Below are 17,656 nucleotides of genomic sequence, written 5' to 3' on the forward strand. Positions count from 1 at the left end.
CGGCTCGAAGCGAGGGGGCGGTATGCGTGCGGTGTGGCTGCGGGAGTTCGGCGGACCGGAGGTGCTCGTGCCCGGGACGGCACCCGATCCGGCACCCGGACCGGGCCAGGTGCTCGTCGACGTGGCACACGCGAACATCACGTTCGTCGAGACGATGTTCCGGGCCACCGGCTTCGGGCCGTTCGACGCCGAACTGCCACTGATCCCCGGCAACGGCGTCGGCGGGACGATCACCGAACTCGGACCCGGCGTCGATCCGGCGCTCGCCGGGCGCGTCGTGGTCACCGCCACCGGCGGCACCGGCGGGTACGCCGAGCGCGTCGTGGTCGACCGGAGCGCCCCTGTCCCCGTACCCCCGGGGTTGGCCCTGGACGCGGCGGTGGCGCTGATGGCCGACGGCCGGACCGCCCTGATGCTGGCCCGGGCGGCCGGGCTGCGGCGCGGCGACCGGGTCCTGGTGGAGGCGGCGGCCGGCGGCGTCGGGTCGCTGCTCACGCAGTTGGCGGCGGCGTCCGGGGCGACGGTGGTGGCCGCCGCCGGCGGCCCGGCGAAGGTGGCCGGGCTCCACGCGGCCGGCTTCGACCTGGCAGTCGACTACCGGCAGCCCGGCTGGACCGGCCGGGTCCGGGACGCCGTCGGCGCGGTCGACGTGGTGTTCGACGGCGTGGGCGGACCGCTCGCCCGGGAGGCGTTCGACCTGCTCGACCCGGGCGGGCGGATGCTCAGCTTCGGGCTCGCCGGCGGCGCCTGGGCGGACATCCCGGCCGAGGCGGCCACCGCACGCGGCGTCACGCTGCTGAGCCCACGGCCCGGCCCGGACGAGCTGCGCGCCCTCACCGAGGCGGCGCTCGCCGAGGGCGCCGCCGGCCGGCTGCGACCGCAGATCGGGCAGCGCTTCCCGCTGGACCGGGCCGCCGACGCGCACGCCGCGATCGAGGCCCGGCAGACCGTCGGCAAGACCCTGCTCGACGTGCGTTGACCCGGCTCAGAGGTACATGCCGGTGCGGTGCTCCTCGGCCCGCGCCGGCTTGTCCCCCTCGCCGAAGAAGCGCTTGCCGCCGAACTCGCCGTGCAGACGGTCGTCCAGCTCGTCCGCGAGACCGGTCATCACCTGCACCGCGAGCATCAGGTGGGTGGGCTGGAAGTTGCGGCCGAACACCGGAATCGAGGCCCACACCGTGTCGTCGGCGCAGTAGAGCCGCCCGATCGGCATCCGGTTGGTCAACTCGGACAGCTTCACGTACAGGCGCTCGGTCGGCTCGACCTCGGTCAGCACCGGCGAGAAGACGTCCACGAGCGGCGGGTTGTCGCGCACCCGGACGAACACCATGGCCGAGCCGGCCCGGATGTTGATGTCACCGTCGGAGTCGACCTGAAGCTGGTCGGACGCGGACTTCAGCATGGTCGACACGACGGTGCGGACCCGCTCCTCCAGGGCCAGCACGTCGTTCTCGCCGGACTGCGCGGCCGCCGCCGCGGCCAACGCCTCGTCCAGGTCGGCCTCGACGTCGCGGTCCGGGCCGAACTCGCTGCGGGCGGTACCGAGCGGCTCCACCGGCAACGGCTCACCCTCGGTGTCGTGCACCAGGTAGACGAGGAAGGCGGGATGCGGGGCGCCGTAGACGTCACGCAGCGTCCGGGACAGCACAGCGGCCAGCCGGGTCGCCTCGTCGACGCCGCAGTCCAGCCCGAACTGCTCACCGGAACCCGGCACCACGCCCGGCGGCGACCAGCCGAGCGCCACCATGTCGGCCACCGCCGCCCGGTCCAACCGGTAGCCCTGGGGCAGCGTGGCGTTGCCGACCGCCCGGGCCGAGAGGCGACCCTCCTCGCCCGCGTCCACGCTCACCGAGTAGACGGCGTCCCCGGTGCCGGAGGCGGTCGGATCGAGTGTCACCTCCAGGTGACCACCGGCGGGCAGTGCGCGTAGCCGCTCGGCGAGCGCCCGCGCGAACTCACGCCAGGCCTCGGTGACCTTGGCCCGCAGATCAGCGGTGGTCGGCTCGTCGAGCAGGATCGACTCGTGGTGTTCCGGCGCGCTGCCGGTGGCGTGGTGTTCCGGCGCGCTGCCGGCAGGCTTGTCGACCGGCGCCGAGGGGTGGTCTGCCGTCATGATCGCCTCCGTCCGTCCCCGCCACCCTACCCACGCGCGGCGGCCACCGAATCACGCGCAAGGCGCTATTCCGCGGGCGTGGACCCACCCAGATCCACCGGCCACGAGCCGACCAGCGCGCTGAGCCGCTCGGCCGCCGCCGCCGGGTCCGCCCCGCGCCCCACCGCCACCCCCAACAGGTACGCGGTGACCGGCGCCCCCGGCCGGACCACCTGATGCGCCACGTCCCGGGCCACGTCCAGCACTGTCGGCACCGGCACCCCGGCCGGGTCCAGGTCCAGCTCGGCGCAGACCGCCGTGACCCAGTCGTCCAGCACCGTCATCTCGACCACTCCTCCGCCCGGCGTACGTCCTCGTCAGTGTCGCAGTCGAACCAGGGCGGAGGACCCGAGCCGGACCACGACACCTCGCGTACGGCGACACCGGTCAGCAGTCCGCGTACCGGCGCCCCGTCGAGGGTGCCGCCCCGCGTCGCGGCGAGCCGGTCGAGGGCGGCCCGCAGGGCCGGTAACCGCCACACCGCGCAGAGCTGCTGGCGGCGGCCGTCGCCGTCCACGTAACAGGCGAGGGCGACGGTCGGTCCGCGCGGGGGGAGCGCTGATGCCCGCTCGGTAGCGCGGTCGAGTTCCCGATCAGCAGCCGGTTCGCGTTCCCGCTCGGCGGCCCGATCGTGTTCCCGCTCGGCGGCCAGGTCGCGTTCCCGCTCGGCGGCCGGGGTGTCGAGGGCGCGCCGCAGCTCGGTCACGGCGGCGGCGGTGAGCAGCGGGAGATCGGCGGCGAGCAGGGCGACTGTTGTCGTACCCGGGTCGAGCAGCGCCAGCCCGGCCGCAATGGCGGCCGCCGGCCCACCCCCGGGTGGCTCCTCACGTGTCGTCCGGACGCCGTCGGGCAGCGGAACGGACGGGCCGACCACGATCCGCTGGTCCGCGTCGGCCACCGCGGCCAGTACCCGGTGCAGCATCGGCCGGCCGCCGACCGGACGGGCCGGTTTGTCGACGCCGCCCATCCGCCGGGCCGCGCCACCGGCAAGGACCACCGCCGCGTACCCCGTCACCGCCTCACCCTATCCACGGCCACGACCGTCGAATCCCGGCTCGGACACGAGGCTCGGGCCCGTGCCCGGCTTCGCTGGCGGTTTTCCGACGTTGATCAACTCCATCTCGCCGAAGTGGCGGCATCCGGGGCCGTCCGATACCGCCACTTCGGCGATCTGGTGTCGATCATGATCGGCTGGGCCGGCGGGGGCACGTGAACGAGTGGGGTGGGGTGCGGGCAGTGGAGGGGCCGGGGAGGATGGCGGGATGGGACGGGCGACAGACCGGCGGAGCGTGCTGCGGATCGACCTCGACGCGACGGGCGAGGGCCGGGGCCGGATCCGCCGCCAGGACACCCTGGCCGCGGAGGAGCCACTGGAGATCCGCGTGGGCGCGGCCGGGCCGGGTCGGCGTCGACCGCTCGCGGTGACTATGCGTACGCCTGGCGACGATCTGGACCTGGCGATCGGCTTCCTGCTCACCGAAGGACTGATCCGGTCGGCCGAGGACGTGCACACCGCACAGCTCTGCGCCGGCGCGGAGACCCCGAACACCTACAACGTGGTCGACGTGGCGCTCACCCCCGGTGTTCCGGAGCCGGTCACCGATCCGTCGCGCAACTTCTACACCACCAGTTCGTGCGGCGTGTGCGGCAAGGCGAGCATCGAGTCGGTGCGTACCCGTTCGCGGTTCGCCGTGCGGGACGACCCGCTGGTGGTCACCGCCGAGTTGCTGGCCGCGCTGCCGGACCGGCTGCGGGCCGCGCAGCGCGCCTTCGACCGCACCGGCGGCCTGCACGCGGCCGGCCTCTTCACCGCCGACGGGGAGATGGTGGTGCTGCGGGAGGACGTCGGGCGGCACAACGCGGTGGACAAGGTGATCGGCTGGGCCGCCCGGGAGGGGCGGTTGCCGCTGGCCGGGCACGTGCTGCTGGTCTCCGGGCGGGCCAGTTTCGAACTCACCCAGAAGGCGTGGATGGCGGGCGTGCCGCTGCTCGCCGCGGTGTCCGCGCCCAGCACGCTCGCCGTCGAGCTGGCCGAGGAGGCCGGGATGACGCTTGTCGGCTTCCTGCGCGGGCCGACCATGAACGTCTACACCGGGGCGGCCCGGATCGGCGGCTGACGGCTCAGCGCCGTGGACGGCGACGGCGACGGCGCAGCACCGGGCCTCCGTCGGAACCGGGCCAGCCGTCCAGCTCGGACGGGGCCACCCCGCGCCGAAGCGCCTCGTCGAGCAGCAGCGCGAGCGAATAGCCGGGGTGGGCGGACAGCACCCGTTCCAGGGCGACGGCCGCCAGCGCCCCGTGCCCGGAGCGCCAGGCGGAGAACGCGAGCAGGCAGCCCGGCGCGGCGATCAGGTCCGGCTCGGCGCGCCGCGTCACGTCGGTCCAGAGGCTGATGTCGGCGTCCCGGCCGTCGGTCCGGGACCAGGCGTGATCGCGTACCGGGATGTGGGTGAGCAGCACGGTCAGCCAGGCCACCTCGTCGTCGTCGAGCCGCTCGCCGCGCCGCTGCCGGCGGAACGCGGCCCGCACCGCCGCCGTGCCCGCGCTCCGCACCGCGCGTGGTGAATCCTCCGGACCTCCACCGTCGGCCCGCACATCACCGTCCCCCGGCACGGAACTGCCGGCCTCCGGGCCCCGGCCGGACTGCGCGGGCGTCCCGCCGGTGAGCGCGGCCAGGCGCAGACGGGCCCGGCCGGTGGCCCGGCGCATGGCGAGGCGTACCGGCCCGTCGAGCGGGGACACCTGCGCGGCCAGCGCGGCCCGGTCGGGCAGGGCGACCTGGCCGGCGAACACGGCCGCGGCGCTGACCTGGCTGGCGGCCGGGTCGTACGGGGTGCCCTCGGGCGGGCAGCAGGACGGCTCGGCGCACAGGTACGACCACCAGCGGCCGTCGGTGACCCGCAGGGCGTCGAGCACGACCAGGCCGGCAGCGGTCAGCGCGTCGCCGATCGCGTCCACGGCACCGGTCACCCGGGCGGCCGGACCGTAGCCGACGACTGTGGCGGCGTCGGCGTCCTGCCGGGCCACCACGTGTGCCAGGTGCCGGGCCGCCGGGCCGGGGTCGGCGCCGGGTGCGGGCAGGTCTCCCCGGGCGGCGAAGACGACGCGCCGGCCGCGTACCGCGACCACCACGACGCTGTCGGCCGGGTGGAAGCCGAGCAGGTAGGGCACGGCCGTGACCATGTCGGCGGGCGTGCGGACGGAGAGGCGGGGTTGCTCGGTGGAGTTCATGCCGGGAGCGTGGGCGGTGTAGTGCCACCGCGTCCGCCCCTGTGGACGACACGCGGTCCGTCCACAGATACGGAGCGTATCGGTCCAGGTCAGCGGCGATCCGTGGCGTCGCTTGCCCCACGGTTGTCCGGGGTACCCGCTACCTTGCGCTCATGGACCTGGCGTACCTGCGGGCACACCCGGAGCACCTGCCGACCTTCCTGACCCACCAGCGGATCCGGGAGACCCCGGTCTCCGGCGGCGACATCTGCGCCGCTTCCCGGCTCACGCTGGACGACGGGCACTCGGTGTTCGCCAAGACGTGGCCGGAGCGGGCGGCGCGTCCACTGCCGGAGGGCTTCTTCGCCACCGAGGCGGCCGGGCTGCGCTGGCTGCGCGAGGCGGGTTCGGTGCCGGTGCCGGAGGTGATCGTGGCGTTGCCCGATCTGCTCGCACTCGACTGGGTGGAGCCGGGCGAGCCGACGCCGGAGGCCGCGGAGGCGTTCGGGCGTGACCTGGCCGGGCTGCACCGGGCCGGGGCGCCCGCGTTCGGCGCGGACTGGGCCGGGTTCATCGGCGCGCTGCCGCAGGACAACACACCCGATCCCGGTCCCTGGCCGGACTGGTTCGCCCGGCGCCGCCTCCTGCCCTACCTACGCAGTTCGGTCGACGGCGGCGCGCTCGACGGTTCCGGGGCGGCGCTGGTCGAGCAGGTCGTCGCCCGGATCGGCGAGTTCGGCGGTGACGAGCCGCCGGCCCGGGTGCACGGCGATCTCTGGCCCGGCAACCTGCTCTGGGGCGCCGACGACCGGGTCTGGCTGGTCGACCCGGCCGCGCACGGCGGGCACCGCGAGACCGACCTGGCGCAGCTCGCCCTCTTCGGCGGCCCGCCTCACCTGGACCGCGTCCTGGCCGCCTACCGGGAGGCGTGGCCGCTGGCCGACGGCTGGCGGGAACGGGTGCCGCTGCATCAGCTGCACCTGCTGCTCGTGCACACCGCGATCTTCGGCGCGGCGTACGCGGACGCGGTGGCCGCCACCGCCCGGGCCGCCCTCCGGGGCCTCGACCGCGCTACGGTCGACGGATGAGCGCCCCCCGGACGACGACCGACGGCGTCCTCGCCGACCGGTACGGCCGCGTCGCCCGGGACCTGCGGGTCTCGCTGACCGACAAGTGCAACCTGCGCTGCACCTACTGCATGCCGGCCGAGGGCCTGCCCTGGCTCTCCGGTCCGCAGCTGCTCACCGACGACGAGATCGTCCGGCTGGTGGGTGTCGCGGTGACCCGGCTCGGCATCACCGAGGTGCGCTTCACCGGCGGTGAGCCGCTCATCCGGCCCGGCCTGCCCGGCATCGTGGCGGCGGTCGCCGCGCTCACGCCCCGGCCGCGCATCTCGCTGACCACGAACGGCATCGGCCTGGCCCGCATGGCGTCGGCGCTGCGCGACGCCGGGCTGGACCGCGTCAACGTCTCGCTCGACACGCTGGACCGCGACCGGTTCACCGCGCTGACCCGCCGCGACCGGCTCGCCGACGTGCTCGCCGGGCTGGCCGGGGCCGCCGAAGCCGGGCTGACCCCGGTGAAGGTCAACTCGGTGCTCATGCGGGGCACGAACGACGACGAGGCGCCCGCGCTGCTCCGGTTCGCGCTCGCGCACGGCTACGAGCTGCGGTTCATCGAGCAGATGCCGCTCGACGCGCAGCACGGCTGGGACCGCTCGACCATGGTCACCGCCGACGAGATCCTGGCCTCCCTGAAGGCCGCGTTCGCGTTGACGCCGGACCCTTCCGAGCGGGGCGCGGCACCGGCCGAGACGTGGCTGGTGGACGGCGGGCCGGCCCGGGTCGGGGTGATCGCCAGCGTGACCCGGCCGTTCTGCGGCGACTGCGACCGCACCCGGCTCACCGCCGACGGCCAGGTGCGCAACTGCCTGTTCGCCACCGAGGAGTCGGACCTGCGCGGCGCGTTGCGCGACGGCGCGGACGACGAGGAGCTGGCCCGGCGCTGGCGCGCCGCGATGTGGGCCAAGCGGGCCGGTCACGGCATCGACGATCCGACGTTCCTCCAGCCCGCGCGTTCGATGTCCGCGATCGGAGGCTGAGGGTGGAGCTGACCGTCCGCTATTTCGCCGGCGCCCGCGCGGCGGCCGGACTCTCCGAGGAGACCGCATCCGCCGGCCGGTCCCTGGACGAACTCCTCGATGACCTGGCCGCCCGCCACGGCGAACGCCTCGCGGTGGTGCTGAAGGCGGCGAGTTTCCTGGTCGACGGCGTGGCCTGTCATGATCGACGGGCGCTGTTGCCGGCCGGGGTGACGGTGGACGTGCTGCCGCCCTTCGCGGGCGGCTGAGGGGGGCACACGTGCTGGCCATGGCGACATTCCTGGGCTTCGTCGTGCTCGTGATCGGCTTGATCCACTTCTACCTGTGGAAGCGGCTGGTCCGGGACACCACGCGCCCGGGGCGGTGGCGCCGGGTCGGCGGGGTGGCGATCGCGGCGCTGGCGGTGCTCGTACCGGTGACTCTGGCGGGCACCCGCAACGGCTGGTACTGGCTGGCCTGGCCCGGCTACCTCTGGGTCGCGCTCATGTTCTACCTGCTGGTGATCCTGCTGGTGCTCGAAGTGCCGACCGCAGTGGCCCGGCTGGTGCTGCGCCGCCGCGCCCGCTCGGTGGTCGCCACCGGCCCGGAGCCCGAGCCCGCACTCGTGGGCGCGGCGACGGCGGAGGGTGCGACGCCACCGCCGGTCGACAGCGCCGGCGCGCCGCCGGCCGGCGCCCTCGCGCCGGACCACGACCCCTCCCGGCGGCTGCTGCTCGCGCGCGGGGCGGCGATCTTCGCCGGGCTCACCGCCGCCGGCGTCACCGGGTACGGCGTCCGCACCGCCATCGGTCCGCCGCAGCTCGACCGGGTGCAGATCCCGCTGGCCAAGCTGCCCCGGAGCATGGACGGGCTGCGCATCGCCACCGTCTCCGACATCCACCTCGGGCCGCTGCGCGGCCGGGCGCACACCGAGCGGATCGTCGCGATGATCAACCGGATGGACGCCGACCTGGTCGCCGTGGTCGGTGACCTGGTCGACGGCACGGTGGCCGAGCTGGGGGAGGCCGCCGAACCGCTGCGTGACCTGCGGTCCCGCTACGGCAGCTTCTTCGTCACCGGCAACCACGAGTACTACTCCGGCGTGGAGGAGTGGGTCCGCGAAGTGGACCGGCTCGGTCTGCGCGTGCTGCAGAACGAGCGGCAGGAGATCCAGGCCCGGGGCGGCGTGCTGGACCTGGCCGGGGTGAACGACGTGAGCGCCGCCGGCACCGGGGTGGCCGCACCCGCCGACTACGCCGCCGCGCTCGGCGACCGTGACCCGAGTCGGCCGGTCGTGCTGCTGGCGCACCAGCCGGTGGCCGCGCAGGAGGCGGCGAAGTTCGGCGTCGACCTCCAGCTCTCCGGGCACACGCACGGCGGCCAGATGGTGCCGTTCAACCTGGCGGTGAAGCTCGAACAGCCGGTGGTCTCCGGTCTCGGCGAGATCGACGGCACGAAGGTCTACGTCACGAACGGCGCCGGTTTCTGGGGTCCGCCGGTGCGGGTGGGCGCGCCTCCCCAGGTGACGCTCGTGGAGCTGCGCGCCCCATAGCGCGCACCCGCCGCCGAGTCCAGCACCGCATTGCTCAGGTCACCCGTTCGCGTGGCGGCGGGCGGGCGGGGGACCGGACGTGACAGGATGCGGCGTGCCTCCGTTCAGCGCCGCACCCTCCGGTGGCCTCCCGCCGTACGTGGCGGACCTGCACATCCACTCGAAGTACTCGCGTGCGTGCAGCCGCGACCTGACCCTGCCGAACCTGGCCTGGTGGGCCCGGCGCAAGGGCATCGGCGTGCTCGGCACCGGCGACTTCACCCATCCCGCCTGGTACGACCACCTGCGCGAGACGCTGCACCCGGCCGAGCCGGGCCTGTACCGCCTCGCGCCCGAGGCGGAGCGGGACGTCGCCCGGCGGCTGCCGCCCCGGCTCGCCAGTGAGGCGGAGGCGGACCCGGTCCGGTTCATGCTGAGCGTGGAGATCTCCACGATCTACAAGCGCGACGACCGCACCCGGAAGGTGCACCACCTGATCTACCTGCCGGACCTGGACGCGGTGGCCCGGTTCAACACGGCGCTGGGCCGGATCGGCAACCTCGGCTCGGACGGGCGGCCGATCCTCGGGCTGGACTCCCGCGACCTGCTGGAGATCACGCTGGAGGCGAGTCCGGACGGCTATCTGGTGCCGGCACACATCTGGACGCCGTGGTTCTCCGCGCTCGGCTCGAAGTCGGGCTTCGACGCGATCGCCGACTGCTACGCGGATCTGGCCGAGCACATCTTCGCGGTGGAGACCGGCCTGTCGTCCGACCCGGAGATGAACTGGCGGGTCGGCAGCCTGGACCGCTATCAGCTGGTGTCCAACTCGGACGCGCACTCGCCGCCGGCTCTGGCCCGGGAGGCCACGGTCCTCACCGCCGCCCGTGACTACTTCGCGATCCGCGAGGCGCTGCGCACCGGGGACGGGCTCGCCGGAACTGTCGAGTTCTTCCCGGAGGAGGGCAAGTACCACGCCGACGGGCACCGGTTGTGCGGGGTGAACTGGTCGCCGCAGCGGACCCGTGAGGCGGGCGGACGCTGCCCGGAGTGCGGCAAGCCGCTCACCGTGGGCGTACTCAGCCGGGTGGAGGAGCTGGCGGACCGGCCGGAGGGGCACCGTCCGGCGCACGCGCGCGAGGTGACCCACCTGGTGCCGCTGGCCGAGATCCTGGGCGAGCTGAACCGGGTCGGCGCGCGGTCGAAGAAGGTCGAGGGCAAGCTCAACGAGCTGGTCGCCGCGCTCGGCCCGGAGCTGGAGATCCTGACCCGTACCCCGGTGGAGGAGATCGGCCGGGTCGGCGGCGAGCTGCTCGCGGAGGGCATCGGCCGGCTGCGCCGCGGCGACGTGCGCCGGGTGCCGGGCTACGACGGGGAGTACGGCGTGATCACGCTGTTCGACCCGGCGGAACTGGGCGGCCCGGGTGCCGGGGCGGGGCAGGAGACGCTGTTCGACGTACCGGTGCCCGCGCAGCGGAGGCCCGCGGAGCCGGCGCCGAAACCGAAGGCCAAGCGCCCGGCGGCGGTCCGGCCGGAGCCGAAGCGGACGCCGCCGCCCGCGCCTCCGATCGCGACGCCGCCGTCCCCGCACGAGCCGTTCGAGCCGATGCTCGCCGGGATGGAGGAGGTCGGCACCGGCCTGCTGGACCGGCTGGACGCGATGCAGCGGGTGGCCGCGTCCGCGCCCGGTGGTCCGCTGCTGATCGTGGCCGGTCCGGGCACCGGGAAGACCCGCACGCTCACCCACCGGATCGCGTACCTGTGCGCGGAGTTGAACGTCTTCCCCGATCAGTGCCTGGCGATCACGTTCACCCGGCGGGCGGCCGAGGAGCTGCGGCACCGGCTGGACGGGCTGCTCGGCCCGGTCGCCGAGGACGTCACTGTGGGCACGTTCCACTCGCTGGGCCTGACCGTGCTGCGGGAGAACGCGGCGGCGGCGGGGCTGCCGGCGGACTTCCGGATCGCCGACGACGCGGACCGGGCGGCGGCGCGCGCGGAGGCCGGTGACGACGACGAGCGGTACGCGGCGTTGCTGCGCAAGCGGGACCTGGTCGACCTGGACGAGCTGCTGACGCTGCCGGTGTCGCTGCTCAAGGGGGACCGGAAGCTGGTCCGCGAGTACCGCGAGCGGTGGAAGTGGATCTTCGTCGACGAGTACCAGGACGTCGACGCGGTGCAGTACGACCTGCTGCGGCTGCTCAGCCCGCCGGACGGGAACCTCTGCGCGATCGGTGACCCGGACCAGGCGATCTACTCGTTCCGGGGCGCCGACGTGGGCTACTTCCTGCGCTTCTCGCAGGACTTCACCGACGCGCGGCTGGTCCGGCTGAACCGCAACTACCGCTCCTCGGCGCCGATCCTGGCCGCCGCGGTGCAGGCCATCGCGCCGTCGTCGCTGGTGCGGGGCCGTCGCCTCGACCCGGCCCGGCTCGACCCGGAGGCGCCGCTGGTCGGCCGGTACGCGGCGGCTTCGCCGTACGACGAGGCCGACTTCGTGGTCCGTACCGTGGACGAGCTGGTCGGTGGCCTGTCCCACCGCTCGCTGGACTCGGGGCGGATCGACGGGCGGACCACGTCGCTGTCCTTCTCCGACATCGCGGTGCTGTACCGCACGGACGCGCAGGCCGCGCCGATCGTGGACGCGCTGGCCCGGGCGAACATCCCGGTGCAGAAGCGCTCGCACGACCGGCTGCGGGACCGTCCCGGCGTGCCGGCCATCGCCCGCGAGCTGCGCCACGCCGGTCTGGACGGTTCGCTCGCCGCCCGGGTACGCCAGGCCGGGCAGATCCTGGCCGAGCGCTTCGCGGTGCCGACGCTCGACGGCTCCGGCGCGGTACGCCCCGAGGACGTCCGCACGGCGGTGGACCTGCTCACCCCGCTGGCCCGGCGCTGCGACGACGACCTGGAACTGTTCCTCAACCAGCTCGCCACCGGCGCGGAGGTGGACGCGCTGGACCCGCGCGCCGAGGCGGTCACGCTGCTGACGCTGCACGCCGCGAAGGGCCTGGAGTTCCCGGTGGTGTTCCTGGTCGGGGCCGAGGACGGGCTGCTGCCGCTGCGCTGGCCCGGAAGCGAGCCGGACGACGACGCGGTGGCCGAGGAGCGGCGGCTGTTCTTCGTCGGGCTGACCCGGGCGCAGGACCGGCTCTACGTCAGCCACGCGGGCCGCCGTGCCCGGCACGGCGCGGAACGCGACACCCGCCCGTCGCCGTTCCTCGACGTGATCGACCCGGCGTTGTTCGAGCGCCTGGACGCGACCGAGCCCCGCCGCCCGAAGGACCACCAGCTCCGGCTGATCTGACCGGGCACGCCTCAGCTGAGGACGGCGGCGAGCCACGCGCCGCCGAGCAGCGCCGGGCCGAACGGCACCGGCGTGTCCCGGCGTACCCGGCCGGCGGCGAGCAGGACGAGCACCGCGACTCCGGCGAGCACGTGCGGCAGGAGCAGCCCGAGGCGCAGCGCCGGCCAGCCGAGCCAGCCCAGCGGCAACCCGAGCGCGGCGGCGAGCTTCACGTCGCCGAAGCCGAGCCGGGCGCGGGGCAGCAGCGCCAGCAGCGCGTACCCGAGGAAGGAGAGCGCGGCCCCGGCCACCGCGACGGCCAGGCGGCGCGGTTCGCCGGTCGCCGCCGTGGCAGCGGTGAGGCCGAGCCCGCCGCCGAGCGCGACCACGCCGACGAGCGGGTCGGGCAGCCGCAGCGCTGTCACGTCGGTGACCGCGAGCGCCAGCCCGACGGCGGCGACCAGCAGCAGCGCGGGCAGCGCCGGGTCGGCGGCCCGGGTGGCGGCGAGCCCGCCGAACGCCACGGCGCCGGCCAGCGCGAACGCGCCCCGGCGCGGAGCGTCGCCGGCGGGAACTGTGACGAACGACCGGCCGACCGGTACGGCCACCCACCCGGCCGACGCGCCCAGCAGCGCGGCCCCTGTCACCAGCAGCGCCGACACGGGCGGGACGCTACCGCCCGGCGGGTTCCCCGGCTGCCCCGTCGACGGCTGGTGGCGGGGACCGGCGGGGTCGCTCGGTGCTCACCACCACCGCCACGCCGACCACGATGATCGCACCGCCCAGCAGCACCTGCGAGGTGATCGGCTCGGCGACGAACAGCGCGCCGAGCGCCACCGCGACCACCGGGTTCACGTACGCGTACGTGGAGACCAGGGAAATCGGCGCGTGCGCGAGCAGCCAGACGTACGCGGTGAAGGCGACGAGCGAACCGGCCACCATCAGGTACGCCAGCGCCGCCCAGGACCGCCCGGTCACCTCGGCGAAGCTGAAGCCGCGCAGCTCGCCACGGGCGACGCCGACGAGCGCGAGCACCGCCGCGCCGGCCAGCATCTCGTAGACGGTGGCCACGAACGGGTCGGCGGGCATCCGGATCCGCCCGGACAGGTACGAGCCGACCGACCAGCTGGTGGCGGCCGCGACCACAGTGAGCGCGCCGGCCACCGGCACGCCGTCCACGCCGTCGCGGGGCAGCACCAGCACGACGAGGCCGGCGAAACCGAGCGCCACCCCGAGGAACGTCCACGGCCGGGGCCGGTCCCCGCCCACGGTCCGCAGCACCACCACCAGCAGCGGCACGGTGGCCACCAGCAGCGCGGCCACGCCCGAGGGAACCGCGGTGCCGGCCGGACCCGACTCGGCGAGCACCACCAGTCCGTTTCCGCCGGCGAGCAGCAGCACGCCGATCAGCGCGGCGGAGCCGACGCGGCGCACGGGCACCCGCAGCGCGCCGGGGCCGCGCCGCAGGCGCAGCACCACGGCGAGCACCACGGCCGCGCCGGCGAACCGCATCGCCGCGGAGATGAGCGGCGGCAGGGACTCGACGGCGACCCGGATGCCCAGGTACGTCGAGCCCCAGAGCAGGTAGACCAGCACGAGTGCGGTCCAGATCAGGGCGGTGCGTGTCGGCGGCGTCGCGGAATCGACAGCGTTCGTCGCACTCGTGGGGCGTGAGCTCATCGAGGGTCCACGCTACGGTGACCACGGCGTCGGCGTCCCCAGTTGGTGGCCGGCCTCTCAGCACTGGCGTACGCAGGAGGCGTTCATGTCGAACTTCGGTCCACCGGGCGGCGGCTCCCCCGACCCCTGGGGACGGCCCGACGACGGCTACGCCCCGCAGCCCGATCCCCGCTACGCCGCGCAGCCCGATCCGCGTCACGACCCGCAGTACGGCCCGCCGGGCGCGCAACCGTACGGCCCGCCGGCCGATCAGTACGGGCCGCCGACCCAGCAGTACGGGCCCGCCGACCGGTACGGCCCGCCGGCCGATCAGTACGGCCCGCCGACGCAGCGCTACGAGCCGGCGCCGGCGTGGTCCCCCGGCCCACCGCGGCAGGGTCACCCGGCCGACCCCTACGCCGGGCCGCAGTACGGCGGGGAGCCGCAGTACGCCGAGCCGACGCCGCCGAAGCGCGGCAAGGGCCCGCTGCTGGTGGTGGTGGTCGTGCTGGCGGTGCTGCTGCTCGGCGGCGCCGGGGCGTACTGGATGCTCGGCCGGGACGAGGAGAGCCCGACCGCCGGGACGACGGCGGCCACCGCGCCGGCCGCTGATCCGACCGAGGCGGCGCCGAGCGATCCGGCGGAGGCCACGCCGACCGCGCCCGCGCCGGCCTCCTCGACCGATCCGCGTTTCGTGAAGGCGGGCCAGTGCGTCGCCAACGAGGGTGGCGGCGGTCAGCCGAAGCTGGTGATCGCCGACTGCGCCCCGAAGACGTACGAGGTGCTGCGGCGCATCGACGGCGCGACGAGCGGCAAGAAGGACGCGGAGGCGAAGTGCGGGAAGGTCGACGGGTACACCGACTGGTACTTCTTCGACAGTGAGCTGGACACGCTCGACTTCGTGCTCTGCCTGAAGCGCCGCTGACGCGCCACTGACGCCCCGGCTCGTCGGTAACCAAAACTAGGGCTGTCTAGCTTCCACGCTAGACAGCCCTAGTTTTATGTCGAGACCGACACGCGGTAGCCGCCTCTACGCACGTCTAGCCTGGCCGCTAGAGAAGCCGATACTGTGCGATTCGTGGATCCGGTCCGCAACCCGTACGCGCCGGGCGCCGGCCAGCGCCCGCCCGAACTCGCCGGGCGGGGGCGGGAACTGGACGTGTTCGACGTGGTGCTGGAACGCATCGCGCGTGGCCGGCCCGAACGCAGCCTGATGCTCACCGGGCTGCGCGGCGTCGGCAAGACCGTCCTGCTCAACACGCTGCGGTCCGAGGCGATCAACCACCTCTGGGGCACCGGCAAGATCGAGGCGCGGCCGGACCAGTCGCTGCGCCGCCCGATCGCCGCCGCGCTGCACATGGCGGTCCGCGAACTCGCGCCCCGGCACCGCGCCCCGGACCGGATCGACGCCTTCCTCGGCGTACTCAAGGCCTTCGCGCAACGCTCCGCCCCCACCGGGCGCGGCGGCGCGGCGCCCAAGCTGCGCGACCGCTGGCAGCCCGGCATCGACGTGCCCGCGAGCAGCGGACGCGCCGACTCCGGCGACATCGAGATCGACCTGGTCGAACTGCTCAGCGACGCGGCGACGGTCGCCACCGACGTCGGCACCGGCATCGCGATCTTCATCGACGAGATGCAGGACGTCGGCGCCGAGGACGTCTCCGCGCTCTGCGCCGCCTGCCACGAGCTGTCCCAACTCGGCGCGCCTCTCATCGTGGTGGGCGCGGGACTGCCGCACCTGCCCGCGGTGCTCAGCGCCGCCAAGTCCTACTCCGAGCGGCTCTACCGCTACCAGCGCATCGACCGGCTCGACCGGATCGCCGCCGACCAGGCGCTCTGCGCGCCGGCCGAGCGGGAGGAGGTCGAGTACGAGCAGAAGGCCCTCGACCTGCTCTACGAGAAGTCCGGCGGCTACCCCTACTTCGTCCAGGCGTACGGCAAGGCCACCTGGGACCACGCGCCCCGCTCGCCGATCACCGCGGCGGACGTCCGGGTCGCCGCGCCCGAGGCGGAGGCGGAACTGGCGGTGGGGTTCTTCGGCTCCCGGTTCGAGCGGGCCACCCCGGCCGAACGCGAGTACATGCGCGCCATGGCGACGCTGGCGCTGGTGGACGGCGAGGAGGGCAGCCGCGACGACATGGACGCCGCGGTGCCGACCGCCGAGATCGCCCGCGCGCTCGGCCGCAAGCCGGCCAGCCTCTCCCCGGCCCGCGACGCGCTGATCAAGAAGGGGCTGATCTACTCCGGCGAGCGGGGGACCGTGGCGTTCACCGTCCCGCACTTCGGCCGCTACCTGCGCACCCAGCCCGCGTGACGGCCGCGACCGCTCAGACCCGCGACCACGGTGGTGGGAAGACCACCTCGCCGGACGGCGGTGGCGGTTCCTCGCTCGCCGACGGCGGCAGCACCAGCGCCTGCCACGGCTCGCCCAGCCCGGACCACGGGCTGGTCAGGCCCAGCCGGTCCGCCGGGCCGAACCCGAACCGCCGGTAGTACGCCGGGTCGCCCAGCACCACCACCAGCCGTTCGCCCAGCTCGGTCGCGGCGTCGAGCGCCGCCTGCACCGCCGCCGTGCCGTGACCGAGCCGCTGCCGGTGCCGTGCCACAGCCACCGGGCCCAGCGCCAGCGCCGGCCACACGCGGCCGTCGTCGGTGCGTACGTCGACGCGCGTGAGCAGCGCGTACGCCACCACCTCGCCGCCGTACTCGGCGACCATGGCCAGCTCGGGAATCCACGCCGGGCTGTGCCGCAGCTCCTCGACCAGGCCGACCTCCGGCGGGGTGGCCACGTCGGGCCGGGCGAAGGCGGCGGCCAGCACCCGGGCCACCGCCGGCTCGTCGGCGGGGCCCTCCGGGCGTAGTCGCAGCGTCGTCACCCGCGCGACCTTACCGAACGCGACCGGTCCATCCGCGACGGTCGCTGAAATCGATACCGTCCGGACGTCCACGTCGGCCGATACCTTTCGTGTGTTGCGGGGATGACGACGCCCCCGACGGGGTAAGACTGAGCCATGAAGCCCGTGCGCTCCCTCGCCCGAGTCATGTTGAGCGGCATCTTCGTGGTCAGCGGCGCCCGCAACCTGCGCAACCCGGAACGCCTGGTGCAGGCCGCGGAGCCGGTCACCGGGAAGGTCGCCCCGCTGATCCGCAACGTGCACCCGCGCATCCCCACCGACACCGTGTCGCTCATCCGGGCCAACGCCGCCACCCAGCTCGTCGGCGGTCTGATGCTGGCCACCGGCCGGTTCACCCGTCCGGCCGCGCTGGTGCTCGCCGGCTCTCTGATCCCGACCACCGCCGCCGGTCACGCCTTCTGGAACAACGACGACCCGGCGGCGCGCAACAACAACCAGGTCCACTTCCTGAAGAACCTCGGCCTGCTCGGTGGCCTCCTCCTCGCCGCCGCCGACACCGAGGGCAAGCCGGGGCTGCGCTGGCGCGCCGGCCACCGGATCGACCACTCGCGCCGGTCGGTCACGCGCGCGGTCCGCACCGCCCGCCGCGATGCGAAGATCGCCGTACGCTCCGCGGCGGCCGCCCGCCGAATCCCTGGTTGACACCCCTTTCGTACGGCCACCACCCCCCGCAAGGCCACCAATCACCTGAACCGTCCGAGACCCGTTAACGCGGTGGAAATGTCGCAAACACGTGTGGGATCGGACACGGTCGCGTAACGCGGGAGGCAGCAACGTGAGGCGCCGTTCTAGGCTCCGTTCTGGACCTGGACGGGTACGACGACCTTGG

The 17,656-nt window shown here is 74.7% G+C and carries 17 protein-coding genes; 10 read left to right on the top strand and 7 right to left on the bottom strand.

The annotated features are described in order from the left end of the window. The first annotated feature begins 22 nt into the window (after nt 1-22). Nucleotides 23-979 carry a zinc-binding dehydrogenase gene (locus tag PVK74_RS20725; RefSeq protein WP_274477033.1) on the top strand — a complete coding sequence of 319 codons (957 nt, stop codon included), beginning with the start codon at nt 23-25 and terminating at the stop codon, nt 977-979. Nucleotides 980-985: 6 nt separating this feature from the next. On the opposite strand, the gene PVK74_RS20730 is transcribed toward PVK74_RS20725, so the two are convergent. The 3 genes from PVK74_RS20730 to PVK74_RS20740 all read right to left on the bottom strand — a co-directional run bounded on the left by PVK74_RS20730 (nt 986) and on the right by PVK74_RS20740 (nt 3,167). Then, nucleotides 986-2,113, bottom strand: a complete 1,128-nt coding sequence (locus PVK74_RS20730; protein ID WP_274477034.1) for a T3SS (YopN, CesT) and YbjN peptide-binding chaperone 1 — start codon at nt 2,111-2,113, stop codon at nt 986-988. Between the two features lie 65 nt (nt 2,114-2,178). Beyond that, nucleotides 2,179-2,436: a DUF6457 domain-containing protein gene (locus PVK74_RS20735; RefSeq protein WP_274477035.1), complete on the bottom strand. Its 258-nt coding sequence runs from the start codon at nt 2,434-2,436 to the stop codon at nt 2,179-2,181. After that, nucleotides 2,433-3,167: an NTP transferase domain-containing protein gene (locus PVK74_RS20740; RefSeq protein WP_274477036.1), complete on the bottom strand. Its 735-nt coding sequence runs from the start codon at nt 3,165-3,167 to the stop codon at nt 2,433-2,435. Before PVK74_RS20740 ends, PVK74_RS20735 begins: the two co-directional genes overlap by 4 nt. Before the next feature lie 247 nt (nt 3,168-3,414). Here PVK74_RS20740 and fdhD point away from each other — a divergent pair, with 247 nt between their 5' ends. After that, nucleotides 3,415-4,269 (top strand): formate dehydrogenase accessory sulfurtransferase FdhD, encoded by an 855-nt coding sequence (fdhD, locus tag PVK74_RS20745; RefSeq protein WP_043327716.1) that lies wholly within the window; start codon nt 3,415-3,417, stop codon nt 4,267-4,269. 4 nt (nt 4,270-4,273) lie between these two features. On the opposite strand, the gene PVK74_RS20750 is transcribed toward fdhD, so the two are convergent. After that, nucleotides 4,274-5,383 (bottom strand): DUF4192 domain-containing protein, encoded by a 1,110-nt coding sequence (locus PVK74_RS20750; protein ID WP_064448077.1) that lies wholly within the window; start codon nt 5,381-5,383, stop codon nt 4,274-4,276. Between the two features lie 152 nt (nt 5,384-5,535). Between PVK74_RS20750 and PVK74_RS20755 the strand changes: the two genes are divergently transcribed. The 5 genes from PVK74_RS20755 (at nt 5,536) to PVK74_RS20775 (ending at nt 12,274) form a co-directional block, all read left to right on the top strand. Next, nucleotides 5,536-6,450: a fructosamine kinase family protein gene (locus tag PVK74_RS20755; RefSeq protein WP_043327714.1), complete on the top strand. Its 915-nt coding sequence runs from the start codon at nt 5,536-5,538 to the stop codon at nt 6,448-6,450. Continuing rightward, nucleotides 6,447-7,463: a GTP 3',8-cyclase MoaA gene (gene moaA / locus PVK74_RS20760; protein ID WP_043327713.1), complete on the top strand. Its 1,017-nt coding sequence runs from the start codon at nt 6,447-6,449 to the stop codon at nt 7,461-7,463. Before PVK74_RS20755 ends, moaA begins: the two co-directional genes overlap by 4 nt. A 2-nt stretch (nt 7,464-7,465) precedes the next feature. Further along, entirely contained in the window at nt 7,466-7,711 is a 246-nt protein-coding gene (locus tag PVK74_RS20765; RefSeq protein ID WP_043327712.1) for a MoaD/ThiS family protein, read from the top strand. Nucleotides 7,712-7,731: 20 nt separating this feature from the next. Next, nucleotides 7,732-8,994 carry a metallophosphoesterase gene (locus PVK74_RS20770; protein WP_420800501.1) on the top strand — a complete coding sequence of 421 codons (1,263 nt, stop codon included), beginning with the start codon at nt 7,732-7,734 and terminating at the stop codon, nt 8,992-8,994. Between the two features lie 94 nt (nt 8,995-9,088). Continuing rightward, nucleotides 9,089-12,274 carry a UvrD-helicase domain-containing protein gene (locus PVK74_RS20775; RefSeq protein WP_274477038.1) on the top strand — a complete coding sequence of 1,062 codons (3,186 nt, stop codon included), beginning with the start codon at nt 9,089-9,091 and terminating at the stop codon, nt 12,272-12,274. 11 nt (nt 12,275-12,285) lie between these two features. Here the strand turns inward: PVK74_RS20775 and PVK74_RS20780 are convergent, their stop codons facing one another. Continuing rightward, the gene (locus tag PVK74_RS20780; protein WP_274477039.1) at nt 12,286-12,915 is read right to left on the bottom strand and encodes a prepilin peptidase; all 630 of its coding nucleotides are present in this window, start codon (nt 12,913-12,915) and stop codon (nt 12,286-12,288) included. A gap of 10 nt (nt 12,916-12,925) precedes the next feature. Further along, a complete protein-coding gene (locus tag PVK74_RS20785) occupies nt 12,926-13,933 on the bottom strand; it encodes an EamA family transporter (protein ID WP_231915612.1) in 1,008 nt (335 codons plus the stop codon). A gap of 85 nt (nt 13,934-14,018) precedes the next feature. On the opposite strand from PVK74_RS20785, the gene PVK74_RS20790 reads away from it, so the two are divergent. Beyond that, complete coding sequence (locus PVK74_RS20790; RefSeq protein WP_166456788.1) at nt 14,019-14,837, top strand: LppU/SCO3897 family protein; 819 nt, start codon at nt 14,019-14,021, stop codon at nt 14,835-14,837. A gap of 153 nt (nt 14,838-14,990) precedes the next feature. Then, a complete protein-coding gene (locus PVK74_RS20795; RefSeq protein WP_064448072.1) occupies nt 14,991-16,226 on the top strand; it encodes an ATP-binding protein in 1,236 nt (411 codons plus the stop codon). Between the two features lie 13 nt (nt 16,227-16,239). Here PVK74_RS20795 and PVK74_RS20800 read toward each other — a convergent pair whose 3' ends face one another. Next, nucleotides 16,240-16,788 (bottom strand): GNAT family N-acetyltransferase, encoded by a 549-nt coding sequence (locus tag PVK74_RS20800; RefSeq protein WP_274477041.1) that lies wholly within the window; start codon nt 16,786-16,788, stop codon nt 16,240-16,242. Between the two features lie 135 nt (nt 16,789-16,923). Between PVK74_RS20800 and PVK74_RS20805 the strand changes: the two genes are divergently transcribed. After that, the gene (locus PVK74_RS20805; RefSeq protein WP_030499461.1) at nt 16,924-17,469 is read left to right on the top strand and encodes a DoxX family protein; all 546 of its coding nucleotides are present in this window, start codon (nt 16,924-16,926) and stop codon (nt 17,467-17,469) included. Nucleotides 17,470-17,656: the final 187 nt, after the last annotated feature.

Source organism: Micromonospora chalcea, from assembly GCF_028768405.1.
GTDB classification, from domain to species: Bacteria; Actinomycetota; Actinomycetes; order Mycobacteriales; family Micromonosporaceae; genus Micromonospora; species Micromonospora chalcea.